Genomic DNA, 22,658 nt, shown 5'->3' with positions numbered 1-22,658 from the left:
GCCGTGAACCCAGCCCTAGACAGACAACTCGCGCGTCTGCGGACGCGCCTTGCCAAGACGCCGCTGCCGCGTTTCTTCACGTGGTGGAGCGGCGAGCTGCTCGCGTGCCTGCCGGCGCGCTGGCGCGGCGTGCTGGCCGAGCGTTCAGAATCGTTGCTGCTCGACCTGCGCAGCGACGAGATCGTGGTCTGGCGTGAGCGCGGCGAAACGGAGAGTGAGTACGCGCGGATTCGCCGTGATCTTCCGCCGGAAGCGCAGAGTGCCGAGTTCCAGCGCCTGCGCAGCGCGATCGACGATCCGATGGTGCGCACCGTGTTCTGCATCCCGGCCGAGCGCGTGCTGACGCGCACGCTCAGCCTGCCGGCCGCGGCCGAGGAAAACCTGCGCCAGGTGCTCTCCTTCGAGATGGACCGCCAGACGCCGTTCAAGGCCGACCAGGTCTACTTCGACAGCCGCGTGGTTCGGCACGACGCGAGCGGGCGCAATGCGCAGGTCGAGCTGGTGCTGATTCCGCGCGGCCAGCTCGACCAGGAACTCGGCGCGCTGCCGGCCGGCGCGGCCGACCTCGATGGCGTCGACAGCTGGCGCAGCGTGCCCGGCGCCGGACGTCGCCGCACCAACCTGCTGCCGCTGGAGCGCCGCGCGCGCCGCCGCGACATGCGCCTGCCGCTCAACCTCGGCCTCGCTGCGCTGGCGTTGATGCTGCTCGTGGTCGTGATGAATGAGTCGCTGGCCAATCGTGCCGCCGCGGTCGAGTCGATGCGCGCGGAAGTGGACAAGTCCCAGACCGAGGCGAAGCAGGTCGCGGCGCTGAAGAAGACCCTGGCCGATTCGATTGCCGGCGCGAACTTCCTGACCGATCGCAAGCGCAAGGGTCCGTTGATCGTGGCCCTGATCAACGATCTCAGCGAACGCCTGCCGGAGGACACCTATCTGGAACGCCTGCAGATCGAGAACAAGCAGGTGCAGGTGCAGGGCCAGGCCAAGGAAGCGGCCAAGCTGATCGCGCTGCTCGGCGCCTCGCCGTGCCTTGGCAATCCCGGTTTCCAGGGTCAGGTGCAGCCGGATCCGCGTACCAACAAGGACCGTTTCCAGATCAACGCCGATCTCAAGGATTGCAACCCAGCGGCCGACGCGAAAGGTGCGCCAGCATCAGGAGCGGCCGTGAACCCGGCTGCCGGTGCGGCCAAGCCGCAGGCTGGCAAGGACGCGCCCAGGAAGCCCGCGGAGGTCGCAAATGGCGACGAGTAGATTCCAGCCCAGGGATGGCCGTTTCCTCGCGATCGTGCTGCTGCTGATCGTTCTGATGCTGGTCTATCTGATCGGCATCCACTGGTGGTTCGTCGCGCCGCATATGCAGTTCTCGAGCGACATGGCGGACCTGCGCGAGCAGCAGCTGCGCTACCGCCAGACCACGGCGGAGAAACCCGTGATCGAGAAGCGCCTCGCCGAGGTGAAGGCCTACGAGCAGGGCAACCAGGCATTTCTCGCCGAGGCTGACGCGAACGCAGCATCCGCTGCGTTGATCCAGCGCCTCAAGCAGGCGATGACCGAGCACGCGAAGGACGAGAAGCGCTGCCAGCAGATCAGTGCGCAGAACTTCAACGGCAGCGAGGAGGAGCTTTACAAGCGCGTCACCGTGCAGGTGCGGCTCAAATGCGACCTCGAACCGCTCTCCGCGGTCCTCTACGATCTGGAGAACGGCAAGCCGTACCTGTTCGTCGACCAGGTCATGATCTACAAGCAGCAGACCTACACGCCGCCCGGCGCGAAAGTCGTGCCGACCCCACTCGACGTGCGTTTCAACCTGTCGGGCTATCTGCGCCAGCCGGGCAAGACCAAATGAACGTTCAGGCCGCACGAGTCACGACCAAGGTGCTTGCCGGCGTCTGCGGGGCGCTGCTGCTGCTCGTCATCGCGCAGTACGCCGGACTCGGCCGCGGCTATCGCTGGGCCGCGGACGCGGAGGGCGATCCGGGTCACCCGGTGGTCGGCACGATCGACAGCAAGCCGGTGAGTCTGCCGCCGGCGACTGCGTTCGCGGCGATCGACGCGCGTCCGCTGTTCAACGAGGACCGCAAGCCGACCCCGCTGGATGCAAGCGGAGGCGAGGCGGCGCCGCCGCCGAGCCCGCTGAATGTCGCTCTGACCGGCGTGATCCTCGATGACAGGAATCATGTGCGCATCGCGATGCTGCAGGACAAGACGCGGAACCAAGCGATGGCGTTGAAGGTCGGAATGCCCCTGGAAGGCGATCAGGCGAGCTGGACGCTGATCGAGGTCAGGCCACGCGGTGCCGTGTTCAGGAGCGCGGCCAACGAGACCACCGAGGTTGAGCTGGAAATCGCCGTCGGGTCGCCGACCGCACCGCGCCCCGCAAAACCCGGCACGCCGGCGAAACCGGCCGCTCCGGTCCAGCCGCCAGGCAGAGTGCCCCCGAATGCGCAGCCCAATACGCAGCCGGCGGCAACCGGTGCAGACGCCAACGCGGACCTCGCGCGCCGCATCGAGGAACGCCGCAAGCAGATGCGCGAAGATGCGGAACGTCTGCGCACCGGTGAAAAAACCGAGCAACCGAAGAAGTGATGGAGTGAGCCAAGTGCGATCGAGACTGACCACCCTGCTGATTGCCTGCGGCCTTGCGCTGCTGGCCGGTTGCGCTGCACCTGCGACCAAGGAAAAACGCGCGGAAAGCAGCGATATCCTGACCGCGGACACGATCCTGAAGCCTGCGCCGCCGACGCTGCCGACCGAGGGCGCGACCGGCATCTCGGTCTCGCCGCAGACCAATGCCAACCGCCCGCCACCGAAACCCGAACTCGAGGTCGGCACCGGCAAGTTCTTCAACCCTCAGCCGGCCGCGAAGAATGTCGGCGGCGAAGGCCAGGTCACATTCAATTTCGAGAATCAGCCGATCCAGGCGGTGGTCAAGGCGATCCTCGGCGACATGCTGCAGGAGAACTACACGATCGCGCCGAACGTCGGCGGCAACGTTACCTATTCGACCTCGCGGCCGATCCGCCGCGAGGACGCGATGCCGGTGCTCGAGATGCTGCTCTCGTGGACCGGCAACGCGCTGGTGCACGAGGGCGGCCGCTACACCGTGCTGCAGGCCAAGGATGCGATTCCAGGCAAGCTGACCCCGCGCGTCGGCGCGACCCAGCAGCCGGGCTACGCGCTGCGCATCTTCCCGCTGCACTACATCTCGGCCAGCGAAACCGCGAAGCTGCTCAAGCCCTATGCGAAGGCCGATGCGTTCGTCAGCATCGACCCGAACCGCAGCCTGCTCGTGCTGGCCGGCACGCCATCCGAGCTGGACAACTACCAGCGCACGATCGACACCTTCGACATCGACTGGATGAAGGGCATGTCGATCGGCGTGTACGCGATGCAGCACGTCGAGGTCGCCAAGCTGATGCCGGATCTGGAAAAGATCTTCGGCACCGCGGGCGAATCGCCGCTGGCCGGCATGTTCCGCTTCATGCCGATCGAGCAGACCAATTCGATGGTCGTGATCACGCCGCAACCGGCCTATTTGAAGCAGGCCGAGGAGTGGCTGTACCGACTTGATCGCGGTGGCAAGGAAAACACGACGCAGCTTTACGTCTACAGTGTGAAGAACCTCAAGTCCGATGATCTCGCCGACTATCTCAGTGAAATCTTCCTGGGCACGTCCGGCGGCGCGCGGCGCAGCAGCACGTCGGGCAAAGTCGGCCAGGGTCTGAAGCCGGTAACGATCGGCGGTATAGGTGGTACCGGTGGTTCGTCGATGAGTTACAAGAATTCGCTGCGTCCGCAATCGGCGCAGGAGAAGAGCGCGCCAGTCGCGGCGCCCGCAGCCGGCGCATCGGGCGGCAACAAGGAAAGCGATATCCGGATCTCGTCAATCTCGGACAACAACCAGCTGATGATCATGGCGACGCCGTTCGAGTGGGACAATATCCAGACCGCGATTCACAAGCTGGATGTGGAGCCGCTGCAGGTGCAGATCGAGGCCAGGATTCTTGAGGTCTCGCTGACCGGCGGCCTGCAATATGGCGTGCAGTGGTGGCTTGGCAGCCTTGAACATCAGGCGGCGGGAGGGCAGTACACTAATCCCGATCGCAAGTACCCGTATCCCAATCCCTACCATCGGACTGGAAGCACAATCGGTTCTTCCGGACCACCTGCGTCGGGCAACGGCGCGGGAACCTTCTTCTATTCGTTTCTGAACAGCAAATTCCAGGTGCAGCTCAGCGCGCTCGAAACCAGCGGGCAAGCCAAGTCGCTATCCGCACCGTCGCTGGTCGTCAATAACAACCAGGAAGCTCAGCTCAGCGTCGGCCAGCAGATTCCGGTCGTGCAGAACTACATCAGCGGGTACGGCATCGGTAGTACCGGCACCGGCACTACTGGCACGACCAATCTGGCACAGACGGGTTCGGTGCAGTACCTCAACACTGGCGTCACGCTGGATGTCAAGCCGCGCGTGAATCCGGGCGGTCTTGTTTACATGGACATCAGCCAGGAAGTCAGCAGCCCGGGACCGATCACGAGCAGCAGCGGAAATCCGCCGATCAACCAGCGCCAGTTCCAGACCCAGATCGCGGTGCAGAGCGGCCAGACTCTCCTGCTCGGAGGTTTGATCCAGGATCAAACGCAAACGGGCTCCAACAGTGTTCCGCTCATCAGCAAAGTGCCTTTCCTGCGCGACCTGTTTGGACAGACCAGCAAGAATACGAATCGGACCGAGCTCATCGTGTTGATAACGCCGCGCGTGATCAGCAACAGCGACGAAGCGCGCCAGATGACCGAGGACTACAGCCGCCAGTTCGAATCGCTGGCACCACTTCGCACCAAAGCCGCGGTGACGAAGCCGGCAGCGCCGCAACAGCCAGTCGAGACCTATCCCATCCCCGATCATGCGAAACCGCAAGAGGATCCGCCGCGTGACCACTAAGCCACTCAAATTCGTTGTTTCACTCGCAGCGGCTACGGCGTTGCTGATCCTCTCCGGCTGCGCCGACAAGGCCAACCCGGACAACGTCGACCAGCGCTCGGTCGAGCGCTGGAAGTTCCTGATTGCGCACCAGGCGGAGAAGGCGTACGACTACCTGACGCCCGGCGTCCGCACCACGCGCACACGCGAGGACTATGCGAGCGCGATGAACAATCGTCCGGTGCAATGGAAGGCCGTGAAGTTCAACCGCAAGGAATGTGATACGGATCGCTGCACGGTCCATGTCGATGTGACGTACTCGCTGGTGATGCCCGGAGTCGGCAAGGCGATCGAGGCGACACGTACCCAGGATGAAAACTGGATACTCGTGAAAGGGGAGTGGTATTTTCTCCCAAGTGATTGAATTCGCTGCTAAAAGCACGTTGTGGCATAGGGGATTGCACGAGTGTTTCCTTTGTCTTAACATGGCAGCGCTGTTGCCTAACCTCGCCCAAGCCTGCGAAGGGCGTCCGTTGCACATCGGAGCGAGGTTGGCGGTAAAGCAAAAAGCCCTGTGGTCAAATTTAGGAGTGTTGCGATGAAGAGAAACAACTTGACGACAGCCGTCGTCGCCGGCATCGCCGGCGTCGCTGGCTTCGCGGGCCTGGCGAACGCCGTCGACCTGAATCCCGACGGTCTTGGCCAGGTTCTGATCTATCCGTACTACACGGTCAACAAGAGCCAGGACACCGCGCTCTCCGTGGTCAACACCACGACGCGCGGCAAGGCGGTCAAGGTCCGTTTCCTCGAGGGCTACAACAGCCGCGAAGTGCTGGACTTTAACCTGTACCTGTCGCCGGACGACGTCTGGACGGCACGCGTGAGCCAGACCTCCGACACCGGCGGCGCCGCGGTCTTCACGGCCGACCACAGCTGCACCTACCCGGCGATCCCGTCGACGGGCGTGGCGTTCCGCGCCTCCGCCTATGCGGGTGGCAGCGTGTTCCCGGCGGACGGCGGCCCGACCTCGATCACGCGTACGCGTGAGGGTTACATCGAGCTGATCGAAATGGGCGAGATCATCCCGACCAGTCCGCTGGCTGGCGCGACCACGCACGTCCAGGGCAGCGGCCCGAACTCGGGCGTGCCGAAGTGCACGCTAAGCGTGATCGGCAACGGCGCCGGTGCATTCCTGTCCGCTCCGCGCGGCGGTCTGTTCGGTTCGGGCTCGATCGTCAATGTCGGCCAGGGCACGTTCTTCGGCTACAACGCCGATGCGATCGACGGCTTCAGCAGCATCGTGCTGTTCTCGGGTTCGTCGGGCCTGACCCCGTCGCTGCAGCAGGCGAACACGACCACCTCGACATTCGTGGGCGGCGCCATCGCCTACGTGTTCGACAACGGCGTGCTGCGTACGCTTGACTACGCCAAGGCAATCGATGCGGTCAGCGCGGTGTTTGAGGCCAATGCGGTCTACAACGAATGGCTGGCTGCCCCGGGTCTCGGCGCTGCTACGGACTGGGTGCTCACGTTCCCGACCAAGCGCTTCTATGTCGATCCGTTCTACGTCACCGCCACCGTGGTTCCGCCGTTCGCGGAAGTCTTCGGTGCCAGCAATGCCGGTCAGTCGAACATGCAGGTCGGTATCAACATGTTCGACCAGGAAGAAGGCACGATCACGCAGCCGGACGACTTCTCGCCGCCGAGCGTGGGTCATCCTTCCTCGCTGCCGTACGAAGTCAACGTGATCAGCTTCCTCGCCTCGAACGATCCGAACGCCGGCACCACGTCGGGCGTGTTCGGTTCGAAGCTGGTGTCGAACATTCCGCCGTACGGCATTGCCGGCTGGCTGAGCCTCGACCTCGCTTCGGGCGACGGTGGTCACTTGATGCGCGCGGCTGCCAATGGCGACGTGCTGCACGGCCTGCCGGTCACCGGCTTTGAGGCGTACGACATCATCAACGCGAACGCCCAGCCGGGCAAGCTGGCGAACTACGGTGGCGTGTTCCGTCATCGTGTGAGCCGTCAGTGCACGCTCGGCGCGACGGCGCAGTCGCCGGCCTGCTCGTAATCGCTTCGTTGCTGTAAAGAGTTGAAGAGAGGGGGCCTCGCGGCCCCCTCTTTTTTTGTGGAATTTCCACACAGATCAACCATGTTGTTCTGGCAGAAGCTCGTTGTTGCGCTATAGAATGCGAGGTGGTGCATTTCGCCGCAGTTCGGAACCCCCCCAAATGCAATCTCTTTCAGTACGCACGCTCCTTCATGCCGTCGGTGCCGCCTTGCTCTCGGCAGCCCCGCTCGCCGGCGCCCAGGTGACGCTCAACCTCACAACGACGCAGAATACGAACTGCACGGCGACCACCGATACACAAGGCCTGCAGCTCGTGCCGGGGGGGACCGATCTCAAGGCTACCGGGGTCACCCTGACCGGTAGCGGCTGCGGTGGCGCATCCGACTTCCAGGCGGCGATCCAGGTGCCCGGAACGGCAGTGGCAGGCACGGCATTCACGGTCAACTGGTCGGCTGCCGCCGCCGCGACGCAGTGCACCTACGGCGGCACGAACGGAATGGCCGGCTGGCCAGTCGGCACCAACGCGTGCCAAGGCGCGGCTTGCAACAGTCCGCACACCGCTCAGGTGACCGTGCCCAACGCGGGCACCTATTCGCTCAATGTCACCTGTACCAATACCAGTGGCTTTGCCACCGGCTCGGGCACCGCAACCGCACCACAGCAGCCGCCACAACCGGCGAGCTTCGCTTTGACCGCTCCGGCCACCGCGAACGTCGGCACCGCGTTTCCGGTCAGCTGGGCGGTGACCGGCGCCTCGGCCTGCACCGGCAGCGCCTCGCTGAATGGCAGTTCGGCCAATCTCCCGGGTTGGACCGACACGACGTCGCCGACCTCGCCGCGCTCCGTCACGCCGGCGGTCGCGGGCACGTATTCGCTCACGCTCAACTGCACGAACTCGGTGCCCGGATCGGCCCAGAGCACAGCCGCCAGCGTGGCCGTAACAGGTACTGGCGGCAGCTGTCTGGCCAACCGCCAGACGATCGCAAACGTCTGCTACCAGAATTACAACGCGCCCGCGCAATGCACGCAGAACGTGGACATCACGACCCTCGACAGCATCTTCGGCCATCTTGCCGCGGGCGACACGCTCGTGCCGATGCCGTGGAACCAGGGCTATGTGACGCTTGGCAACTGGAACACGGCGCAAATCATCGCCGCCCAATTCACGGTGCCAGCGAGCGGCCTGCCATCCACCCAGACCGGATTTTTCACGCACGGGGAAACGATGAAGGGTGTGCAGGGCGTCGACATGTCGATCAGTACGACCTGCGGTGACTTCGCGCCAGGCGGCATTTGCCAAAACGCCAACGTTTCTGGCGGTCAAATCGGTATGGCATGGAAGGTGCCGACCGCGGCCGGAACCGCGTACTGCACGGTGACGCCGGGGCAGACCTACTACCTGAACATCCGGGCGACAACCCCTGTCCAATACGCCGTCGGTGACTGCAGCAACGGCATCTGCAGGGCGTCGTTCAACAACAACCACAACTGACGCATAGCGGGCTGAAGCAGTCCGCGCTGATCGCGCGATCCATGGATGGATCGCGGTCGAGCGCAGGCTGGCAACTGCAGCAGCGCGGGGCTTCAGGATTGCCTTCGCAGACCCGCAATGCGCGCGGACAGTCCGCCGTGAGGCGCCGCAAAGGCGGTTGTGGAGGCGGTTGAATGACGGGCTCTGCGGCTTCGGAATCCCGGGTTGCCGGCGAGGTTGCCACATGCAGCAATGCTTTGGCGGAACGCTCCGGATTACCTGAATCAATCGGCCGCACCGGCGAGGGAACATATCGCCGTCCTGCCGGTCGATGACAGCGGCTCGGGCACCAACGAAAATCGAATCCGGTCGCGGCATCGCCGCGCCGGATTGTTCGTTCAGCGCACTCACCGGCCCAAGACAGCGCCGTGCCACCAGCGACGCGTTCGCATCCACCTGGAGTCGAGATGACCAATACGATTCACCGCCTGTTCGTCGGCGCATTGCTGGCCGCCCCCTTCTTCGCGTGCACCGCCCACGCTGACACGCCTCCCTTCGATGCACAGGCAGTCATCGCAAGCCAGGGCGGCGCCAAGGTCACGTTCGCGGACATCGACACATTCGTCGAACGCATGCCGATGACGGATCGCGCGCCCTTCTTCAATAGTCCGAAGCGCATCGAATCGGTGATCAGCAACCTGCTCGTGCAGAAGCAGCTGGCCGCCGAGGCGCGCGCGCAGGGACTGGACAAGGATCCGGACATCCTCAAGCAGAAGGGCGGCGCGACCGATCTGGCCCTGTCCGCGGCTGAAATGGCCCACCTCAGGGCTGGGCTCAAGATGCCGGACTTCAGCGAGCTCGCGCAGGAGGAGTACATCGCGAACAAGGAGAAGTATTCGGTGCCGGGGATCCTGGATGTGAAGCATGTCCTGGTCTCGACGCAGTCGCGCAGCGAGGAGGACGCAAAGGCGCTCGCGGATCAGGTCGAGGCGGAAGCCCGCAAGGATCCTTCGCAATTCGATGCGCTGGTCGCGAAATATTCCGACGATCCAAACAAGAGCAGCCATCAGGGACTCATCACCCACGCGGGCGGCGACCGCTACGAGGCAACGTTCGCGGCCGCGGCCAAGGCCTTGGCGAAACCCGGTGACATCTCGCCAGTCGTGAAGACGAGCTACGGGTTCCACGTCCTCAAGCTGGTCGCGAAGGCGCCGGTACAGCCGAAGGCCTTCAACGAGGTTCGCGACCAGATCATCACAACGCTCCGCAGCAACTATGTCGAGAAATCGATGAAGGAGCACGTGGACATCCTGCGCAACAAGCCGATCGACGCGAACCCGGATTACGTCGCCTCACTGCGTACACGCTATGGAGTGGCCCCGACGCCACCCGGCAAGGAGCCGACTCGCTCCGCGAAACCGTGAAGGGAGTTTGCGCGCCCCGCCATGCGTCGCCGCCGCGGTGGCCGCGAGTGCGGGGCGGATTCGGCATCGCCGGGACCATCAACCAACGCGGGGCGTCGCCGCTTCCATGTCCGCAGCCGCACTGACCCTGCGCTTCTTCCGGCGCGAACTGAGCAACCGCTTCGCCGGCAGTTTCTCTGGGGGCCTCTGGGCGCTGTTCCAGCCGCTCCTGCAGTTGGCGATCACCAGTTTCGTCTTCGTCAACGTGTTCAAGGCGCGCGTGCCCGGTGCGGACACGCTCGGTTACGTACCGTTCCTCGCCACCGCGCTGTGGCCGTGGACCGCGTTCGCGGAGGCGGTGCTGCGCTCGACCACCGCGATCCAGGACAATGCCGCGTTGATCGGCAAGGTCGCGCTGCCGCGTGAGATTCTCGTGCTAGCCAGCGTCGGGACGAGCTTCGCGATCCATATCGTCGGCTTCGTGGTGATCGTGCTGGTACTCGCGTTCGCCGGCCAGGGCATCCATCTGGCCGGGCTGCTGCCGGCGCTACTCCTGTATCTGCCGCTCGCGGCCCTCGCGCTCGGCATCGCGCTGATCAGCGCGTCGGTGCAGATCTTCGTGCGTGACCTCGTGCAGGCGCTCGGCCAGCTGCTGCCGCTGCTGATGTTCGGCGCGCCGGTCTACTACGACCGCGCGCAATTGCCCGAGCGTTTCCGCGGCTGGCTCGACTTCAACCCGTTCACGTTCTACGCCGAATCGTTCCGCGCCTTGCTGCTCGATCACGGCAGTTTCAATTTCCGCCACCTGGCTATCGCGCTGGTCATCGCCGCCGCGGCGCTGCCGATCGGACATCGGCTGTTCCGCCGCCTCGATCCACATTTCGAGGATTTCCTGTGAGCGCGCCGCTGATCGAGGCGCGCGGCCTCGGCAAGTCGTATCCAAAAGTCCATCGCAGCAGCGATCGCCTGCGCGCGCTCGGGCGCCTGCTGTTCAGCGGCGTCGACAACGACCGTATCAGCGTACTGCGCGACGTGAACCTCGAGGTCTGTCGCGGCGAATCGCTCGGCCTGATCGGAGAGAACGGCGCCGGCAAATCGACCCTGCTGAAGCTGATCACCGGCGTGCTGACGCCGAGCACCGGCAGCGTGAATGTCAACGGCGAGTTCGGCGCGCTGCTGGAGCTCGGTGCCGGTTTCCACCCCGAATACAGCGGTCGCGACAACATCGCGATGTCCGCGGCGCTGCACGGTTTGGAGGGCGCGGAACTGCGTCGGCGCCTGCCCGAGATCATCGCGTTCGCGGACATCGGCCGCTATATCGACGAACCGGTCAAGCACTACTCGTCGGGCATGGTCGTGCGGCTCGGTTTCGCGGTGATCGCCGCGTTGAAGCCGGATCTGCTGATCACCGACGAGGTGCTCGCGGTCGGCGACGAGTCATTCCAGAAGAAATGCGTGCAATGGATGAAGGACTACCTCGCCGGTGGCGGCACGCTGATCCTCGTCTCGCACAGCATGTACCATGTGCAGAAGCTGTGCCGCCACGCCTGCTGGCTGCGCGAAGGCGAAGTCGCGATGGCCGGCGACGTCTTCGACGTGACCCAGGCTTATCTGGCCTACCACGAGCGCAAATCCGCGCCACAGCCGAACCAGCGCGAAGCCACACGCGGCAACCTGGAGTTCAGCGTGCTCGATGTCGCCCTCAACGATGTGGATTCCGAAACCCCGCTGCTGCTCGACAGCGGCGAGACGTTGAAGGTGCGTGCGCGCATCCGTTCGCGCGATGGCCGCGTGCCCAGCTTCGCGATCGGCGTCGTGCGCGCGGACGGCACTCCGGTCTATGGGGTCAGCACCGACATGGACGGCTGCGTGCCGCAGCGGCTCGGCGAAAACGAGTACGCCTGCGAGCTCGAATTCGCCGATCTCGCCCTGTTGCCTGGCGCTTACAGCGTGCGCGTGCATCCGATGGACCCGGAAGGTGTACGCCTGTTCGATACGCTGGAGCGCGGCGTGGTCGTGCGCGGTGCAACGCGGGAATTCGGCATGGTGCGCCTTGCGCATCGCTGGACGCATGCGCGTTCCGGAGGCAACGCGTCATGAGCGACCGCGGCGACGCACTCCCGTTCACCGGCGAACGCTTCACGCCCGAGTGCGTGCGCGAGATCTGGTACGAGCACTGGCATCGCTACGCGTTTGCGCGCGGGCTAGCGGCCGGCAAGCGCGTGCTCGACGCGGCTTGTGGCGAAGGCTACGGCTCGGCCCTGCTGGCCGACGTCGCGGCCGACGTGGTCGGCGTCGATGTCGATGCTACCGCGGTCGCGCACGCGCGCACGCGCTACGCCGACAAGCCGCGCCTGCGCTTCGAGCGGATGGATGCGACCAGCCTCGGTTTTCGCGATCGCGCCTTCGATCTGGTCGTCTCGTTCGAGACGCTGGAACACCTCGCGGCCCAGGAACAGCTGCTGGCCGGCTTCGCGCGCGTACTCGCCGAGGACGGCGTGCTGGTCATCTCGTCGCCCGACAAGCGCACCTACAGCGAGCTCGCCGGCTTCCGCAACGAGTTCCACGTGCGCGAGCTGTATCGCGAGGAACTGCTCGATCTGCTGAAACCGCATTTCCCCGTGGTCCGGCTGTACGGCCAGAAGCTGCTGTTCCAGTCCGCACTGTGGGCGCTGGAGTCGAACCCTGGCCATGCCGAGACCTGGACCGCAGCAGTCGGCGGTGAGGCGATGGCCGAGGGCCTCGATTACGCACCGATGTACTACGTCGCGATCTGCTCCGGGCACCCGCTGCCGGACGGAATGCCCGCGCTGTCGCTGTTCGGCGATCGCGAGGAATCGGTGTACGCGCATTACAATCACGAAATCCGCAAGAACATGGGTGCTGGCGCGCGCATCGCCGAACTCGAGGCTGAAATCGAACGCCTGCGTGCGCAGGTGCCGGCGTGGCCTGTCGAACCCAGTCCTCCACTGCGTCGCGACTGGCGCTGGTGGCGACGCAACCGGTCAACCGAATGAGCACCGACCTCAACTATCAGATCAACTACGGCAGCCTGAATGTGGCGCCGCCGCCGCGCACCGACCCGAACGCGCCCTTGTACGCATCGGAGGATGGCGTCGTCGCGTCGCTGTCGAACAGCGAATGCATCTTCCAGGTCAAGCGCAGCGGCGAGACGCATGTGATGACCTTCCAGGTGTTGCAGGCGCTCGACCAGAGCCGTGAGTTCCGCTCGCTGGACGAGCACGTTGCACGCATCCTGGCGACGATTCCCGGCCTGCAGTCGCAGCGCGACGGCGTCGCGCGCGTGCTCGAGAGCCTGACCACGCGCGGGCTGCTGGTTTCCGATCGCGACTTCCTGCAGCGGGTCACGACCGCTGCACCGCGTGAACCGGCACCGCTTCGCGCGGTATTCATCCGCGCCTGCGACCGCCCGCAGCAGCTCGAACACCTGCTCGGCACGCTAGCCGACTATGAGCGCCGCTTCCGCGCGAACCGCCACTACGTGTTGCTGGACGATTCGACGACGCGCGAAGCGGTCAACCGGCATCGCGATCTGCTGCGCGAGTTCGCGCGCGCGACCGGCTGCAAGCTGAGCTACCTCGGTGCCGCCGAACGTGAACGTCTGGTCGCGAAGATCGCGCGCGCGGTGCCGCAGGCCGCCCCGATCCTGCCCTATCTTCTGCTGCGAGCGGAATCGGCCAACCGCTTCGGCGGTGGTCGCGCCTGGAATCTCGCCCTGCTGCTGTCGGCTGGCGCACGGTTGGTACTGCTGGACGACGACCATCGCCTGCCGCTGCGTCGGCCCGACGATGCGCAGGTCGGGCTCGACCCGAACCCGTCTGCGGCCGCGCACACGCATTTCTATCGCAATATCGAGAACGCGCTCGGCGCCGGCGAGGAGATCGAGGGCGATCCGTTCGAGCTGCATCTGGACGCGGCCGGGCGCTCACTCGGTGCGCTGGCCAGCGGTTCACGCTACGCGATCGAACGCACCGCGTTGCGCGGCCTGCCGGTGAGCCGCCTCGACCATCTGCGCGGCGACGCGCCGATCTTGGCGACCCAGCACGGCAGCTACGGCAGTTCGCGCACGGAATCGGGCCTCTGGCTGTACCAGCTGCCGCCCGCCGAGCGCGCCGAGTTCGTGCGTGACCGCGACAGCTATTTGCGCAACGTCGAGGCGGGCAGCCTCTGGTACGGCCATCGCCAGGCACGCGCCGGCAGCGCCACCTTCACCCCATTCGCGCTCGACAACTCGATGATGCTGCCATGCACGAACCCGCAGGGGCGCGGCGAGGATGCGTTGTTCTCGCGGCTGACCGCTCTCTGCCATCCGGATGCGTTGATGCTCGAATTGCCGGTCGCGATCGGCCACGTGCAGGAAAGCCAGCGCAAACGCTCGCCCACCACACTCGCTGCGCACACGCCACGCTTCAACTATTTCGTCAGCGAATTCGTGCAGCGCCAGCTGCCGGATTTCAACGCCGAGGATCCGGCGCAACGTCTCGGCTTGCTCGCCGCGCATCTGCGCGACGTCGGCGCGGCCAGCGAAGCGGGCCGCCTGCGCCAGCTGCACGAGTACCTCGCGTATACGCGCGCGGACCTGATTGAGCGCCTGCAGCACCAGTTCGATGCGGCGCAGGATGCGCCCGTCTACTGGCAGGCGGATGTGCGCTCGATCATCGAGGCGAACGGACGCGCCTTGATCGCCAAGGATCCACCGCGTCTGGGTGACTGGCCCACGGGCACGGATGGCGCGGCCTGCGCGACGCTGCTGCGCGATGAGACCGCGCAGCTGGCCTCGGCCTGCGAGGCATGGCCGGCGCTGTGGACCTGGGCGCGGGAGCAGGGCGAACGCCTGCTCGGCGCGATCTGACCGGTACTGACGTATCGATGGATGCGCCGACCGTCCAGGGGCTGACCAGCATCGTCGTCGTCGCAGCCGACAGCGGTCCGTTGCTGCGCACCTGCATCGAGTCCGCACTGGCGTCGGACGCGCCGGTCGAAGTCGTTCTCGTCGACAACGCATCGGGTGACGGCGAGGTCGAGCGCGTGCAAGCCGCGCACGCGGGTGAGGCGCGGCTGCGCGTGCTGCGCAACGATTCGAATCTCGGGTTCGGACCCGCCTGCAACCGGGGGGCCGCGCTCGCACGTGGCGACGTGCTGGTGATCCTCAATCCCGATTGCGAGCTGAGGCCGGATAGTGTCGCGCGCCTTCGCGGAAGCCTCGATGCCGCCCCCGATCTGGGCCTGCTGGGCGTGACCGTCTGCGACGCGAATGGAACACCCGCACGTGGCAACCGCCGCCGCGACCCGACCTTGCGGCGCGTGCTGGCGAGCATGACCGGCCTGGCGCGGCTGGAGTCGCGCTGGCCCGCGTTTGCGGGCGTCGAGATGCCGGCATTCAGTGGCGCGCCGATCGCGATCGAGACCGTCGAGGCGGTTTCGGGCGCCTGCATGACATTGCCGCGTCACGTGTTTGATCGGGTCGGCGGATTCGACGAGGGGTATTTTCTGCACGTCGAGGACCTGGACCTGTGCCGGCGCGTGCGCGACGCAGGATTTCGCGTCGCGATCGCACACGAGGTGCGCGTCATCCACGCCCAGGGCAGCTCCAGCCGGCATCGTCCGTGGTTCGTAGCGCGCCACAAGCACCGCGGCATGTGGCGCTATTTCCTCAAGTTCGATCCGGCCGCGCGCAATCCGCTCCTGCGTGCGCTCGTGTGGTCCGGCCTCGGGGCGCACTTCGCGCTGAAGGCGCCCTTGATCGTCCTGCGCGGGCTCATTTCCCGCGCCTGATCGCTCAGGCGTGGCGTCGCACCGCGCCGCGATAGAGCAACCAGCCGATGATCGCCAGCACGACCAGACCGACGGCCTGGCCGAACTGCAGGGTCTTCGGCAGCGCCAGCACGTCGGCGCGGCCCGACACGACGATGGGGATCGCGATCAGGATGCCGGTCAGCGCCTCGCCGGTGATCAGGCCTGCCGAAAACAGCGTGCCGGGGCGATGGACGCGGTCGCGTTCCGCCTCATCATGGGGGTGGACGCCCTGCTTGCGCTCGACGAACCAGGAGATCAGGCCGCCGAGGAAGATCGGCACCATCAGTTCCAGCGGCAGGTAGATGCCGATCGCTGCGCCGAGCACCGGCACGCGGAAATGCGAACCGCGTGCCTTCAGCCATTCGTCGAGCGCGATGATCGCGGCGCCGATCACCGCGCCGAGGCCGATCATGTCCCACGGCAGGTGGCCGCCGAACAGGCCCTCGGCGACCGACTTCATCAGCATCGCCTGTGGCGCCTCCAGCGAATTCGGATGCGCAGCGGTCTTCGGGCCTATGCCGTAGGCGGCGGACAGCAGGTTCAGCACCGGCGCCATCACCAGCGCGCAGGAGAACGCGCCGATCATCAGCATCAGCTGCTGCTTCCATGGCGTGGCGCCGACCAGATAGCCGGCTTTCAGGTCCTGCAGGTTGTCGCCGCCGACCGCGGCCGCGCAGCAGACCACGGCGCCGATCATGATCGCGGCGACCGGCCCGATCTTCGAGTCGTGGCCGAGCAGCAGCATCAGGACCACCGACGCGAACAGGATCGTCGCGATCGTGATGCCGGACACCGGATTGTTCGACGAGCCGACCAGGCCGGCGAGGTAGCCGGAAACCGACACGAACAGGAAGCCGGCGACGATCATGATGATCGTCATCGGGATGCTGACCATCCACTGGCCGACGATCGCCTGATAGAGCGCGAGCAGCGGCAGCGTGAACGCGACCAGCGCGACCAGCATCCACTTCATCGGCAGGTCGCGCTCGGTCTCGGCGATCACGGCACCGCCGCTCTTGCGGGCGGCGGCGATGCCGCTCTTGATGCCGGAGACCAGCGACTTGCGCAGCGAGAACAGGGTCCACACGCCACCGATCAGCATCGCGCCGACGCCGAGGTAGCGCACTTGCGCGGAGCGGATCAGGCTGGCCGCGTCCGCTGCGCTGGCGCCAACGAGCTGCGTCGCCAGCACTGGATCGTGGTTCATGAAAAACGCGTGGTAGAGCGGGATCGCGATGTTGTAGGACAGGATGCTGCCGGAGACGACCACGATGCTGACGTTGAGGCCGATGATGTAGCCGACACCGAGCAGCGCCGGCGACAGGTTGGTGCCCATGTAGCCGAGGTAGCGGCCGATGAAGCCGGAGCCGACTGCGTTGTCCGGAATCATGCGCAGGCCGCTCTCGGCTGCGAGCTTGACCAGCGCGCCGAGCGCACCGGCCATGGCCAGGATCTTCACGCCCGGTCCCGGATTCTCGCCAGCGCGCAGCACTTCCGCGGCGGCTTTGCCCTCGGGGAACGCGAGCGGTTGCTCGACGATCATCGAGCGGCGCAGCGGCACCGAGAACAGCACGCCGAGCAGCCCGCCGAGGCCGGCGATCGCCAGTACCCAGGAATACTTGAAGTCCTGCCAGGCGCCGAGCATGACCAGCGCCGGCAGCGTGAAGATCACGCCGGCTGCGATCGACGAGCCGGCCGAGGCGCCGGTCTGCACGATGTTGTTCTCGAGGATCGTGCCGCCGCCGAGCAGGCGCAGCACCGCCATCGAGACCACCGCGGCCGGGATCGCGGTCGCAATGGTCAGGCCGGCGAACAAGCCGAGATAGGCGTTCGCGGCGGCGAGGATCATCGCCAGGATCACGGAAAGGATGATCGCGCGTGCGGTGAGCTGTGCGGGTGCGGCGAGCTGCGCGGCAGGCGCGGCCGCGGCGGGTTCGGACTTCATCGGGTTACCTCGGTCGGACGATCGAAAGCGCGTTTTGGCGCGCGCCAACGGCTATGAAAGCACATGCGCCCAGGCGCGTCACGCTGGCGCGCCGCAACGCCGCGCCATTCATCGGCGTGTGCGGCAGCCTGCGCGATAATGGCGCCGATCTTGCCAGACGGGCGCTTCGAATGATTCGTGAAATCCTCAGGATGGGCGATCCGCGCCTGCTGCGCGTCGCCAAGCCGGTCGAGCTGTTCGGAACGCCGGAACTGCAGGTGCTGATCGCGGACATGTTCGACACAATGCAGGCTGCCGGTGGCATCGGCCTCGCCGCGCCACAGGTCGGCGTCGACCTGCAGCTCGCAATCTTCGGCTTCGACCACAGCGAGCGTTATCCGGACGCGCCGGCGGTGCCGCGCACGATCCTGCTGAATCCGGTGATCACGCCGCTGTCGGAGGAGCGCGAGGAGGGCTGGGAGGGCTGCCTGTCGGTGCCCGGCCTGCGTGGCGTCGTCGAGCGCTGGTCGCGGATCCGCTACAGCGGCGTTGATCCGCAGGGCCAGCCGATCGAGCGCACCGCGGAAGGCTTCCACGCGCGTGTCGTGCAGCACGAGTGCGACCACCTGATCGGTGTGCTGTACCCGATGCGGATCACCGATTTCTCGCGCTTTGGCTACTCCGAGGTGCTGTTTCCCGGTCTCGACGTCGTCGACGAATAGAGAAAGGCACCGTAGGAGCGGCGTAGGAGCGGCTTCAGCCGCGATGCTTTTCGTAGCGCGGTGAACACCATCCCCACCCAACCCTCCCCTTGAAGGGGAGGGCTTCAAAGCATCGCGGCTGAAGCCGCTCCTACAGGGGCAGGGTTGCGCGGTGCCGGTTGATCTCGTCGCGCAGCGCGACTGCAGCCGCGCGTGCGGCATCGGCGAAGTCCTCGCCGGAACCCGCATAGAGGATCGCGCGCGACGAACTGATCATCAGGCCGGTGCCGTTCGCGGTCTCGCCGTTGCTGACGACGGCTTGGACATCGCCGCCCTGTGCGCCGACGCCGGGCACCAGCAACGGCAGGTCACCGATCCGGCCGCGGACGTCGGCGAGTTCCGCCGGGTAAGTCGCGCCGACGACCAGCGCGCAGTTGCCGTTTGCATTCCAGTCGCGTGCGACGGTTTCGGCGACGTGCTGGTACAGCTTGCGCCCACCGCGGCTCTGATCAATGACGTCGAGATCCTGCAGGTCGCGCGCACCGGGATTGGAGGTGCGGCACAGGATGATCACGCCCTTGTCGGCGCGATCGAGGAACGGCTGCACCGAATCGCGGCCGAGATACGGATTCACCGTCACCGCGTCGGCGCCGTAACGGTCGAAGGCTTCGCCCGCGTAGTGCTGCGCGGTCGAGCCGATGTCACCGCGCTTCGCGTCGAGGATCACCGGCACGCCGGGGTGCTTGTCGTGGATATGCGCGATCAGGCGCCGCAACGCGCCCTCGGCATCGTGCGCGGCGAAGTGCGCGATCTGCGGCTTGAACGCGCAGACGAGGTCCGCGGTCGCGTCGACGATCGCGCGGCAGAACGTCAAGATCGCGTCGGGATCGCCGCGCAGCGCGCCAGGAAATCGCGCCGGCTCCGGATCGAGGCCGACGCAGACCAGCGAGTCGTTGCGCTGCCAGGCGTGCGCGAGGGATTGCATGAAGCTCATGGTCGTTCCTGCTCGCTAGCGAAGGGCGTCCGGGCGCGGTGAGGCGAAGTCGGAAATCTCGGGATGCCTTCTCATTATCGTCGTCCCGGCGCAGGCCGGGACCCAGCGTCTTTGATGTTGCGTACGAGAGGCTGGGTCCCGGCCTGCGCCGGGACGACGAACGCGTAGCCGAATCCCGAATCTCGAGCCGCGTCGTATCAAGCCAGCTTCTTGTACCGAATCCGGTGCGGCTGTGCAGCCTCGTCGCCGAGGCGACGCTTCTTGTCTTCCTCGTATTCCTTGTAGTTGCCGGGGAAGAATTCGACGTGCGAATCGCCCTCGAACGCGAGGATATGCGTGGCGATGCGGTCGAGGAACCAGCGGTCATGCGAGATCACGAACACGTTGCCCGGGAATTCGAGCAGCGCATCCTCGAGCGCACGCAAGGTTTCGATATCCAGATCGTTCGAAGGTTCGTCGAGCAGCAGCACGTTGCCGCCCTGCAGCAGGGTCTTGGCCAGATGCAGACGGCCGCGCTCACCACCGGACAGGGTGCCGACCAGTTTCTGCTGATCCGGGCCGCGGAAGTTGAAGCGCCCGAGATAAGCACGCGACTGGATCTCGATGCCGTTGATGTTGAGGATGTCGGCGCCGCCGGAGATTTCCTGGAACACGTTGTGCGTGCCTTCCAGTTTCTCGCGGCTCTGGTCGACATAGGCGATGTTCACGGTCAGGCCCTTGGCGATCTCGCCCTGGTCCGGCTTTTCCTGGCCGGTGATCATCTTGAACAAGGTCGACTTGCCGGCGCCGTTCGGGCCGATGATGCCGACGATCGCGCCCGGAGGCGCGGCGAAGCTGAGATCTTCGATCAGCAGGCGATCGCCGAACGACTTGGACACGCCCTTGAACTCGATGACCTGGCTGCCGAGGCGCTCGCCCGGCGGAATAAAGATCTCGTTGGTCTCGTTGCGCTTCTGGTAGTCGACCGCCTGCAGCTCTTCGATGCGCTGGAGACGCGCCTTGCCCTTGCTGCGGCCGCCCTTGGCATTGCTGCGCGCCCATTCGAGTTCGCGCTGGATTGCCTTCTGGCGCGCCTTCTCGCCCGATTCTTCCTGCTTGAGGCGTTCGTCCTTCTGCTCCAGCCAGGACGAGTAGTTGCCCTTCCACGGAATGCCGCGGCCGCGGTCCAGCTCGAGGATCCACTCGGCGGCATTGTCGAGGAAGTAACGGTCATGGGTGACCGCGACGACGGTGCCGGGAAACGCCGCGAGGAAATGTTCCAGCCACTCCACCGATTCGGCGTCGAGATGGTTGGTCGGCTCATCGAGCAGCAGCATGTCGGGCTTGGACAGCAGCAGGCGGCACAGCGCGACACGGCGCTTCTCGCCGCCGGACAGCTTGCCGACGATCGCGTCCCATGGCGGCAGGCGCAACGCGTCGGCGGCGACCTCGAGCTGGCGCTCCAGCGCATGCGCATCGGTCGCTGCGAGGAGGTTCTCGAGGCGCTGCTGCTCGGCGGCGAGCTTGTCGAAATCGGCGCCTTCCTCGGCGTAGGCCGCGTAGACCTCCTCGAGGCGCTGCTGCGCGCCGATGATCTCGTGCACGCCTTCCTCGACGACCTCGCGCACGGTCTTGGCCGGATCGAGCTTGGGTTCCTGCTCGAGGAAGCCGATCTTGGTGCCCGGGTTCGGGCGCGCCTCGCCGACAAAGTCCGTGTCGGTGCCGGCCATGATGCGCAGCACGGTCGACTTGCCGGCGCCGTTGAGGCCTAGCAGGCCGATCTTGGCGCCCGGGAAGAAGCTCAGCGAGATGTCCTTGATGATCTGGCGCTTCGGCGGGACGACCTTGCTGACGCCGATCATGGTGTAGATGTATTGCATGCCTGCTCCGGACAAACCCGACGCCCGCGCTGGGAGCAGCGCCGGATCAGGTGAAAAGGGGGAATGGCCGATTATCGCCGATCGCCGGCCGGCTCGTCATGTACGGCAGGCCGATCCGCCGGACTATGGCAGGAAATCGGCCATAAACCGCGCCGCAACGCGGTACCATTGCCGTTCCCCGCGGCTTGCACAGGTTCTGAAATGTTTCCCAAGGATTCGCGTATCGAAGGTTTCGACCCGGAACTCGCCAAGGCCATCTCATCCGAGCGCCAGCGCCAGGAAGACCACGTCGAGCTGATCGCGTCGGAGAACTACGCGAGTCCGCGCGTGCTCGAGGCGCAGGGTTCGGTGCTGACCAACAAGTACGCGGAAGGCTATCCAGGCAAGCGTTATTACGGCGGTTGCGAGTATGTCGACGTGGCCGAGACGCTGGCGATCGAGCGCGTCAAGCAGCTGTTCGACTGCGACTACGCGAACGTGCAGCCGCATTCGGGCTCGCAGGCGAACCAAGCGGTCTACTTCGCGCTGCTGAATCCGGGTGACACGATTCTCGGCATGAGCCTCGCGCACGGCGGCCATCTGACTCATGGCGCCAAGGTCAACCTCAGCGGCAAGCTCTTCAACGCGGTCCAATACGGGGTCGACGCGAACGGCCTGATCGACTACGACGAGGTGCAGCGCCTCGCCAGCGAGCACAAGCCGAAGATGCTGATCGGCGGGTTCAGCGCGTATTCGCAGGTGGTCGACTGGGCGCGCATGCGCAAGATCGCCGATTCCGTCGGCGCATTGTTCTTCGTCGACATGGCGCACGTCGCCGGCCTCGTCGCCGCCGGTGTCTATCCGAGCCCGCTGCCGCACGCGCACGTGGTGACCTCGACCACGCACAAGACGCTGCGCGGTCCGCGTGGGGGCATCGTCGTCGCCAAAGGCGCCGGCGCCGAGATCGAGAAGAAGCTGCAGTCGATCGTGTTCCCCGCGCTGCAGGGTGGCCCGTTGATGCATGTGATCGCCGCGAAGGCGGTCGCATTCAAGGAGGCGCTGGACCCGGAATTCAAGACCTACCAGGCGCAGGTCGTGAAGAATGCACAGGCGATGGCGAAGACCTTCATTGGGCGCGGCTACAAGATCGTTTCCGGCGGCACCGAAAATCACCTGATGCTGATCGACCTGATCGTCCGCGACGTCACTGGCAAGGATGCGGAAGCCGCGCTCGGCAATGCGCACATCACGGTCAACAAGAACGCGGTGCCGAACGATCCACGCTCGCCGTTCATCACATCGGGTCTGCGCGTCGGCACGCCTGCGGTGACCACGCGCGGCTACAAGGAAACCGATTGCGTCGACCTCACGAACTGGATCTGCGACGTGCTCGATGCGCCGACCGATGCCGACGTGATCGCGAAGGTGCGCGACAAGGTCACCGTGCAGTGCAAGGCGTTTCCGGTATATGGCTGACAAGCCGGGAACCGGGAATAGGGAATCGGGAATCGTGAGAGCCCG

At 65.7% G+C, this 22,658-nt stretch carries 18 protein-coding genes; 15 read left to right on the top strand and 3 right to left on the bottom strand.

Annotated elements, in window-relative coordinates; genetic code table 11:
* Nucleotides 1–3 precede the first annotated feature (3 nt).
* The 13 genes from ABD002_RS09380 (at nucleotide 4) to ABD002_RS09320 (ending at nucleotide 15,659) form a co-directional block, all read left to right on the top strand.
* Nucleotides 4–1,251 carry a PilN domain-containing protein gene (locus tag ABD002_RS09380; protein WP_343789987.1) on the top strand — a complete coding sequence of 416 codons (1,248 nt, stop codon included), beginning with the start codon at nucleotides 4–6 and terminating at the stop codon, nucleotides 1,249–1,251.
* Complete coding sequence (gene gspM, locus ABD002_RS09375; RefSeq protein ID WP_343789984.1) at nucleotides 1,238–1,846, top strand: type II secretion system protein GspM; 609 nt, start codon at nucleotides 1,238–1,240, stop codon at nucleotides 1,844–1,846. The genes ABD002_RS09380 and gspM overlap by 14 nt, the downstream gene beginning before the upstream one ends.
* A complete protein-coding gene (locus ABD002_RS09370) occupies nucleotides 1,843–2,586 on the top strand; it encodes a hypothetical protein (RefSeq protein ID WP_343789981.1) in 744 nt (247 codons plus the stop codon). The genes gspM and ABD002_RS09370 overlap by 4 nt, the downstream gene beginning before the upstream one ends.
* A gap of 13 nt (nucleotides 2,587–2,599) precedes the next feature.
* Nucleotides 2,600–4,939: a type II secretion system secretin GspD gene (gspD, locus tag ABD002_RS09365; protein ID WP_343789979.1), complete on the top strand. Its 2,340-nt coding sequence runs from the start codon at nucleotides 2,600–2,602 to the stop codon at nucleotides 4,937–4,939.
* Entirely contained in the window at nucleotides 4,929–5,342 is a 414-nt protein-coding gene (locus ABD002_RS09360; protein ID WP_343789977.1) for a hypothetical protein, read from the top strand. The genes gspD and ABD002_RS09360 overlap by 11 nt, the downstream gene beginning before the upstream one ends.
* 174 nt (nucleotides 5,343–5,516) lie before the next feature.
* On the top strand, nucleotides 5,517–6,989 hold the full coding sequence (locus ABD002_RS09355; protein ID WP_343789973.1) for a hypothetical protein: 1,473 nt from the start codon (nucleotides 5,517–5,519) through the stop codon (nucleotides 6,987–6,989).
* A 160-nt stretch (nucleotides 6,990–7,149) separates the two neighbouring features.
* Nucleotides 7,150–8,481: a hypothetical protein gene (locus tag ABD002_RS09350; RefSeq protein WP_343789970.1), complete on the top strand. Its 1,332-nt coding sequence runs from the start codon at nucleotides 7,150–7,152 to the stop codon at nucleotides 8,479–8,481.
* A 446-nt stretch (nucleotides 8,482–8,927) separates the two neighbouring features.
* Nucleotides 8,928–9,884, top strand: coding sequence for a peptidylprolyl isomerase (locus ABD002_RS09345; protein ID WP_343789967.1), 957 nt, complete (start codon nucleotides 8,928–8,930; stop codon nucleotides 9,882–9,884).
* A 106-nt stretch (nucleotides 9,885–9,990) separates the two neighbouring features.
* Nucleotides 9,991–10,761: an ABC transporter permease gene (locus ABD002_RS09340; RefSeq protein WP_343789965.1), complete on the top strand. Its 771-nt coding sequence runs from the start codon at nucleotides 9,991–9,993 to the stop codon at nucleotides 10,759–10,761.
* On the top strand, nucleotides 10,758–11,963 hold the full coding sequence (locus ABD002_RS09335) for an ABC transporter ATP-binding protein (RefSeq protein ID WP_343789962.1): 1,206 nt from the start codon (nucleotides 10,758–10,760) through the stop codon (nucleotides 11,961–11,963). Before ABD002_RS09340 ends, ABD002_RS09335 begins: the two co-directional genes overlap by 4 nt.
* Nucleotides 11,960–12,880 carry a class I SAM-dependent methyltransferase gene (locus ABD002_RS09330; protein ID WP_343789959.1) on the top strand — a complete coding sequence of 307 codons (921 nt, stop codon included), beginning with the start codon at nucleotides 11,960–11,962 and terminating at the stop codon, nucleotides 12,878–12,880. The genes ABD002_RS09335 and ABD002_RS09330 overlap by 4 nt, the downstream gene beginning before the upstream one ends.
* Nucleotides 12,877–14,736, top strand: coding sequence for a hypothetical protein (locus ABD002_RS09325; protein WP_343789956.1), 1,860 nt, complete (start codon nucleotides 12,877–12,879; stop codon nucleotides 14,734–14,736). The genes ABD002_RS09330 and ABD002_RS09325 overlap by 4 nt, the downstream gene beginning before the upstream one ends.
* Before the next feature lie 17 nt (nucleotides 14,737–14,753).
* Nucleotides 14,754–15,659 (top strand): glycosyltransferase family 2 protein, encoded by a 906-nt coding sequence (locus tag ABD002_RS09320; RefSeq protein ID WP_343789953.1) that lies wholly within the window; start codon nucleotides 14,754–14,756, stop codon nucleotides 15,657–15,659.
* Between the two features lie 4 nt (nucleotides 15,660–15,663).
* Here ABD002_RS09320 and ABD002_RS09315 read toward each other — a convergent pair whose 3' ends face one another.
* Entirely contained in the window at nucleotides 15,664–17,625 is a 1,962-nt protein-coding gene (locus tag ABD002_RS09315) for an OPT family oligopeptide transporter (protein ID WP_343789949.1), read from the bottom strand.
* A 170-nt stretch (nucleotides 17,626–17,795) separates the two neighbouring features.
* Between ABD002_RS09315 and def the strand changes: the two genes are divergently transcribed.
* On the top strand, nucleotides 17,796–18,326 hold the full coding sequence (gene def / locus ABD002_RS09310; protein WP_343789946.1) for a peptide deformylase: 531 nt from the start codon (nucleotides 17,796–17,798) through the stop codon (nucleotides 18,324–18,326).
* A 130-nt stretch (nucleotides 18,327–18,456) separates the two neighbouring features.
* Here def and pyrF read toward each other — a convergent pair whose 3' ends face one another.
* Entirely contained in the window at nucleotides 18,457–19,299 is an 843-nt protein-coding gene (gene pyrF / locus ABD002_RS09305) for an orotidine-5'-phosphate decarboxylase (protein ID WP_343789943.1), read from the bottom strand.
* 197 nt (nucleotides 19,300–19,496) lie between these two features.
* The gene (ettA, locus tag ABD002_RS09300; protein ID WP_343789940.1) at nucleotides 19,497–21,158 is read right to left on the bottom strand and encodes an energy-dependent translational throttle protein EttA; all 1,662 of its coding nucleotides are present in this window, start codon (nucleotides 21,156–21,158) and stop codon (nucleotides 19,497–19,499) included.
* A 201-nt stretch (nucleotides 21,159–21,359) separates the two neighbouring features.
* On the opposite strand from ettA, the gene glyA reads away from it, so the two are divergent.
* Nucleotides 21,360–22,613, top strand: a complete 1,254-nt coding sequence (glyA, locus tag ABD002_RS09295) for a serine hydroxymethyltransferase (RefSeq protein ID WP_343789937.1) — start codon at nucleotides 21,360–21,362, stop codon at nucleotides 22,611–22,613.
* The last annotated feature ends 45 nt before the right edge of the window (nucleotides 22,614–22,658 follow it).

The sequence above is a fragment of the Dokdonella soli genome (genome assembly GCF_039523175.1).
GTDB lineage: Bacteria > Pseudomonadota > Gammaproteobacteria > Xanthomonadales > Rhodanobacteraceae > Dokdonella_A > Dokdonella_A soli.
Note: the sequence above shows the minus strand (reverse complement) of the source record. Positions and strands in the feature narration are given on the sequence as shown.

Excerpts from the sequence above, each read along its gene's own strand:
- gspM (WP_343789984.1), top strand. The coding sequence starts at position 1,238 with ATGGCGACGAGTAGATTCCAGCCCAGGGATGGCCGTTTCCTCGCGATC.
- ABD002_RS09370 (WP_343789981.1), top strand. The coding sequence starts at position 1,843 with ATGAACGTTCAGGCCGCACGAGTCACGACCAAGGTGCTTGCCGGCGTC.
- ABD002_RS09355 (WP_343789973.1), top strand. The coding sequence starts at position 5,517 with ATGAAGAGAAACAACTTGACGACAGCCGTCGTCGCCGGCATCGCCGGC.
- ABD002_RS09350 (WP_343789970.1), top strand. The coding sequence starts at position 7,150 with ATGCAATCTCTTTCAGTACGCACGCTCCTTCATGCCGTCGGTGCCGCC.
- ABD002_RS09345 (WP_343789967.1), top strand. The coding sequence starts at position 8,928 with ATGACCAATACGATTCACCGCCTGTTCGTCGGCGCATTGCTGGCCGCC.
- ABD002_RS09340 (WP_343789965.1), top strand. The coding sequence starts at position 9,991 with ATGTCCGCAGCCGCACTGACCCTGCGCTTCTTCCGGCGCGAACTGAGC.
- ABD002_RS09330 (WP_343789959.1), top strand. The coding sequence starts at position 11,960 with ATGAGCGACCGCGGCGACGCACTCCCGTTCACCGGCGAACGCTTCACG.
- ABD002_RS09325 (WP_343789956.1), top strand. The coding sequence starts at position 12,877 with ATGAGCACCGACCTCAACTATCAGATCAACTACGGCAGCCTGAATGTG.
- ABD002_RS09320 (WP_343789953.1), top strand. The coding sequence starts at position 14,754 with ATGGATGCGCCGACCGTCCAGGGGCTGACCAGCATCGTCGTCGTCGCA.
- ABD002_RS09315 (WP_343789949.1), bottom strand. The coding sequence starts at position 17,625 with ATGAAGTCCGAACCCGCCGCGGCCGCGCCTGCCGCGCAGCTCGCCGCA.
- def (WP_343789946.1), top strand. The coding sequence starts at position 17,796 with ATGATTCGTGAAATCCTCAGGATGGGCGATCCGCGCCTGCTGCGCGTC.
- pyrF (WP_343789943.1), bottom strand. The coding sequence starts at position 19,299 with ATGAGCTTCATGCAATCCCTCGCGCACGCCTGGCAGCGCAACGACTCG.
- ettA (WP_343789940.1), bottom strand. The coding sequence starts at position 21,158 with ATGCAATACATCTACACCATGATCGGCGTCAGCAAGGTCGTCCCGCCG.
- glyA (WP_343789937.1), top strand. The coding sequence starts at position 21,360 with ATGTTTCCCAAGGATTCGCGTATCGAAGGTTTCGACCCGGAACTCGCC.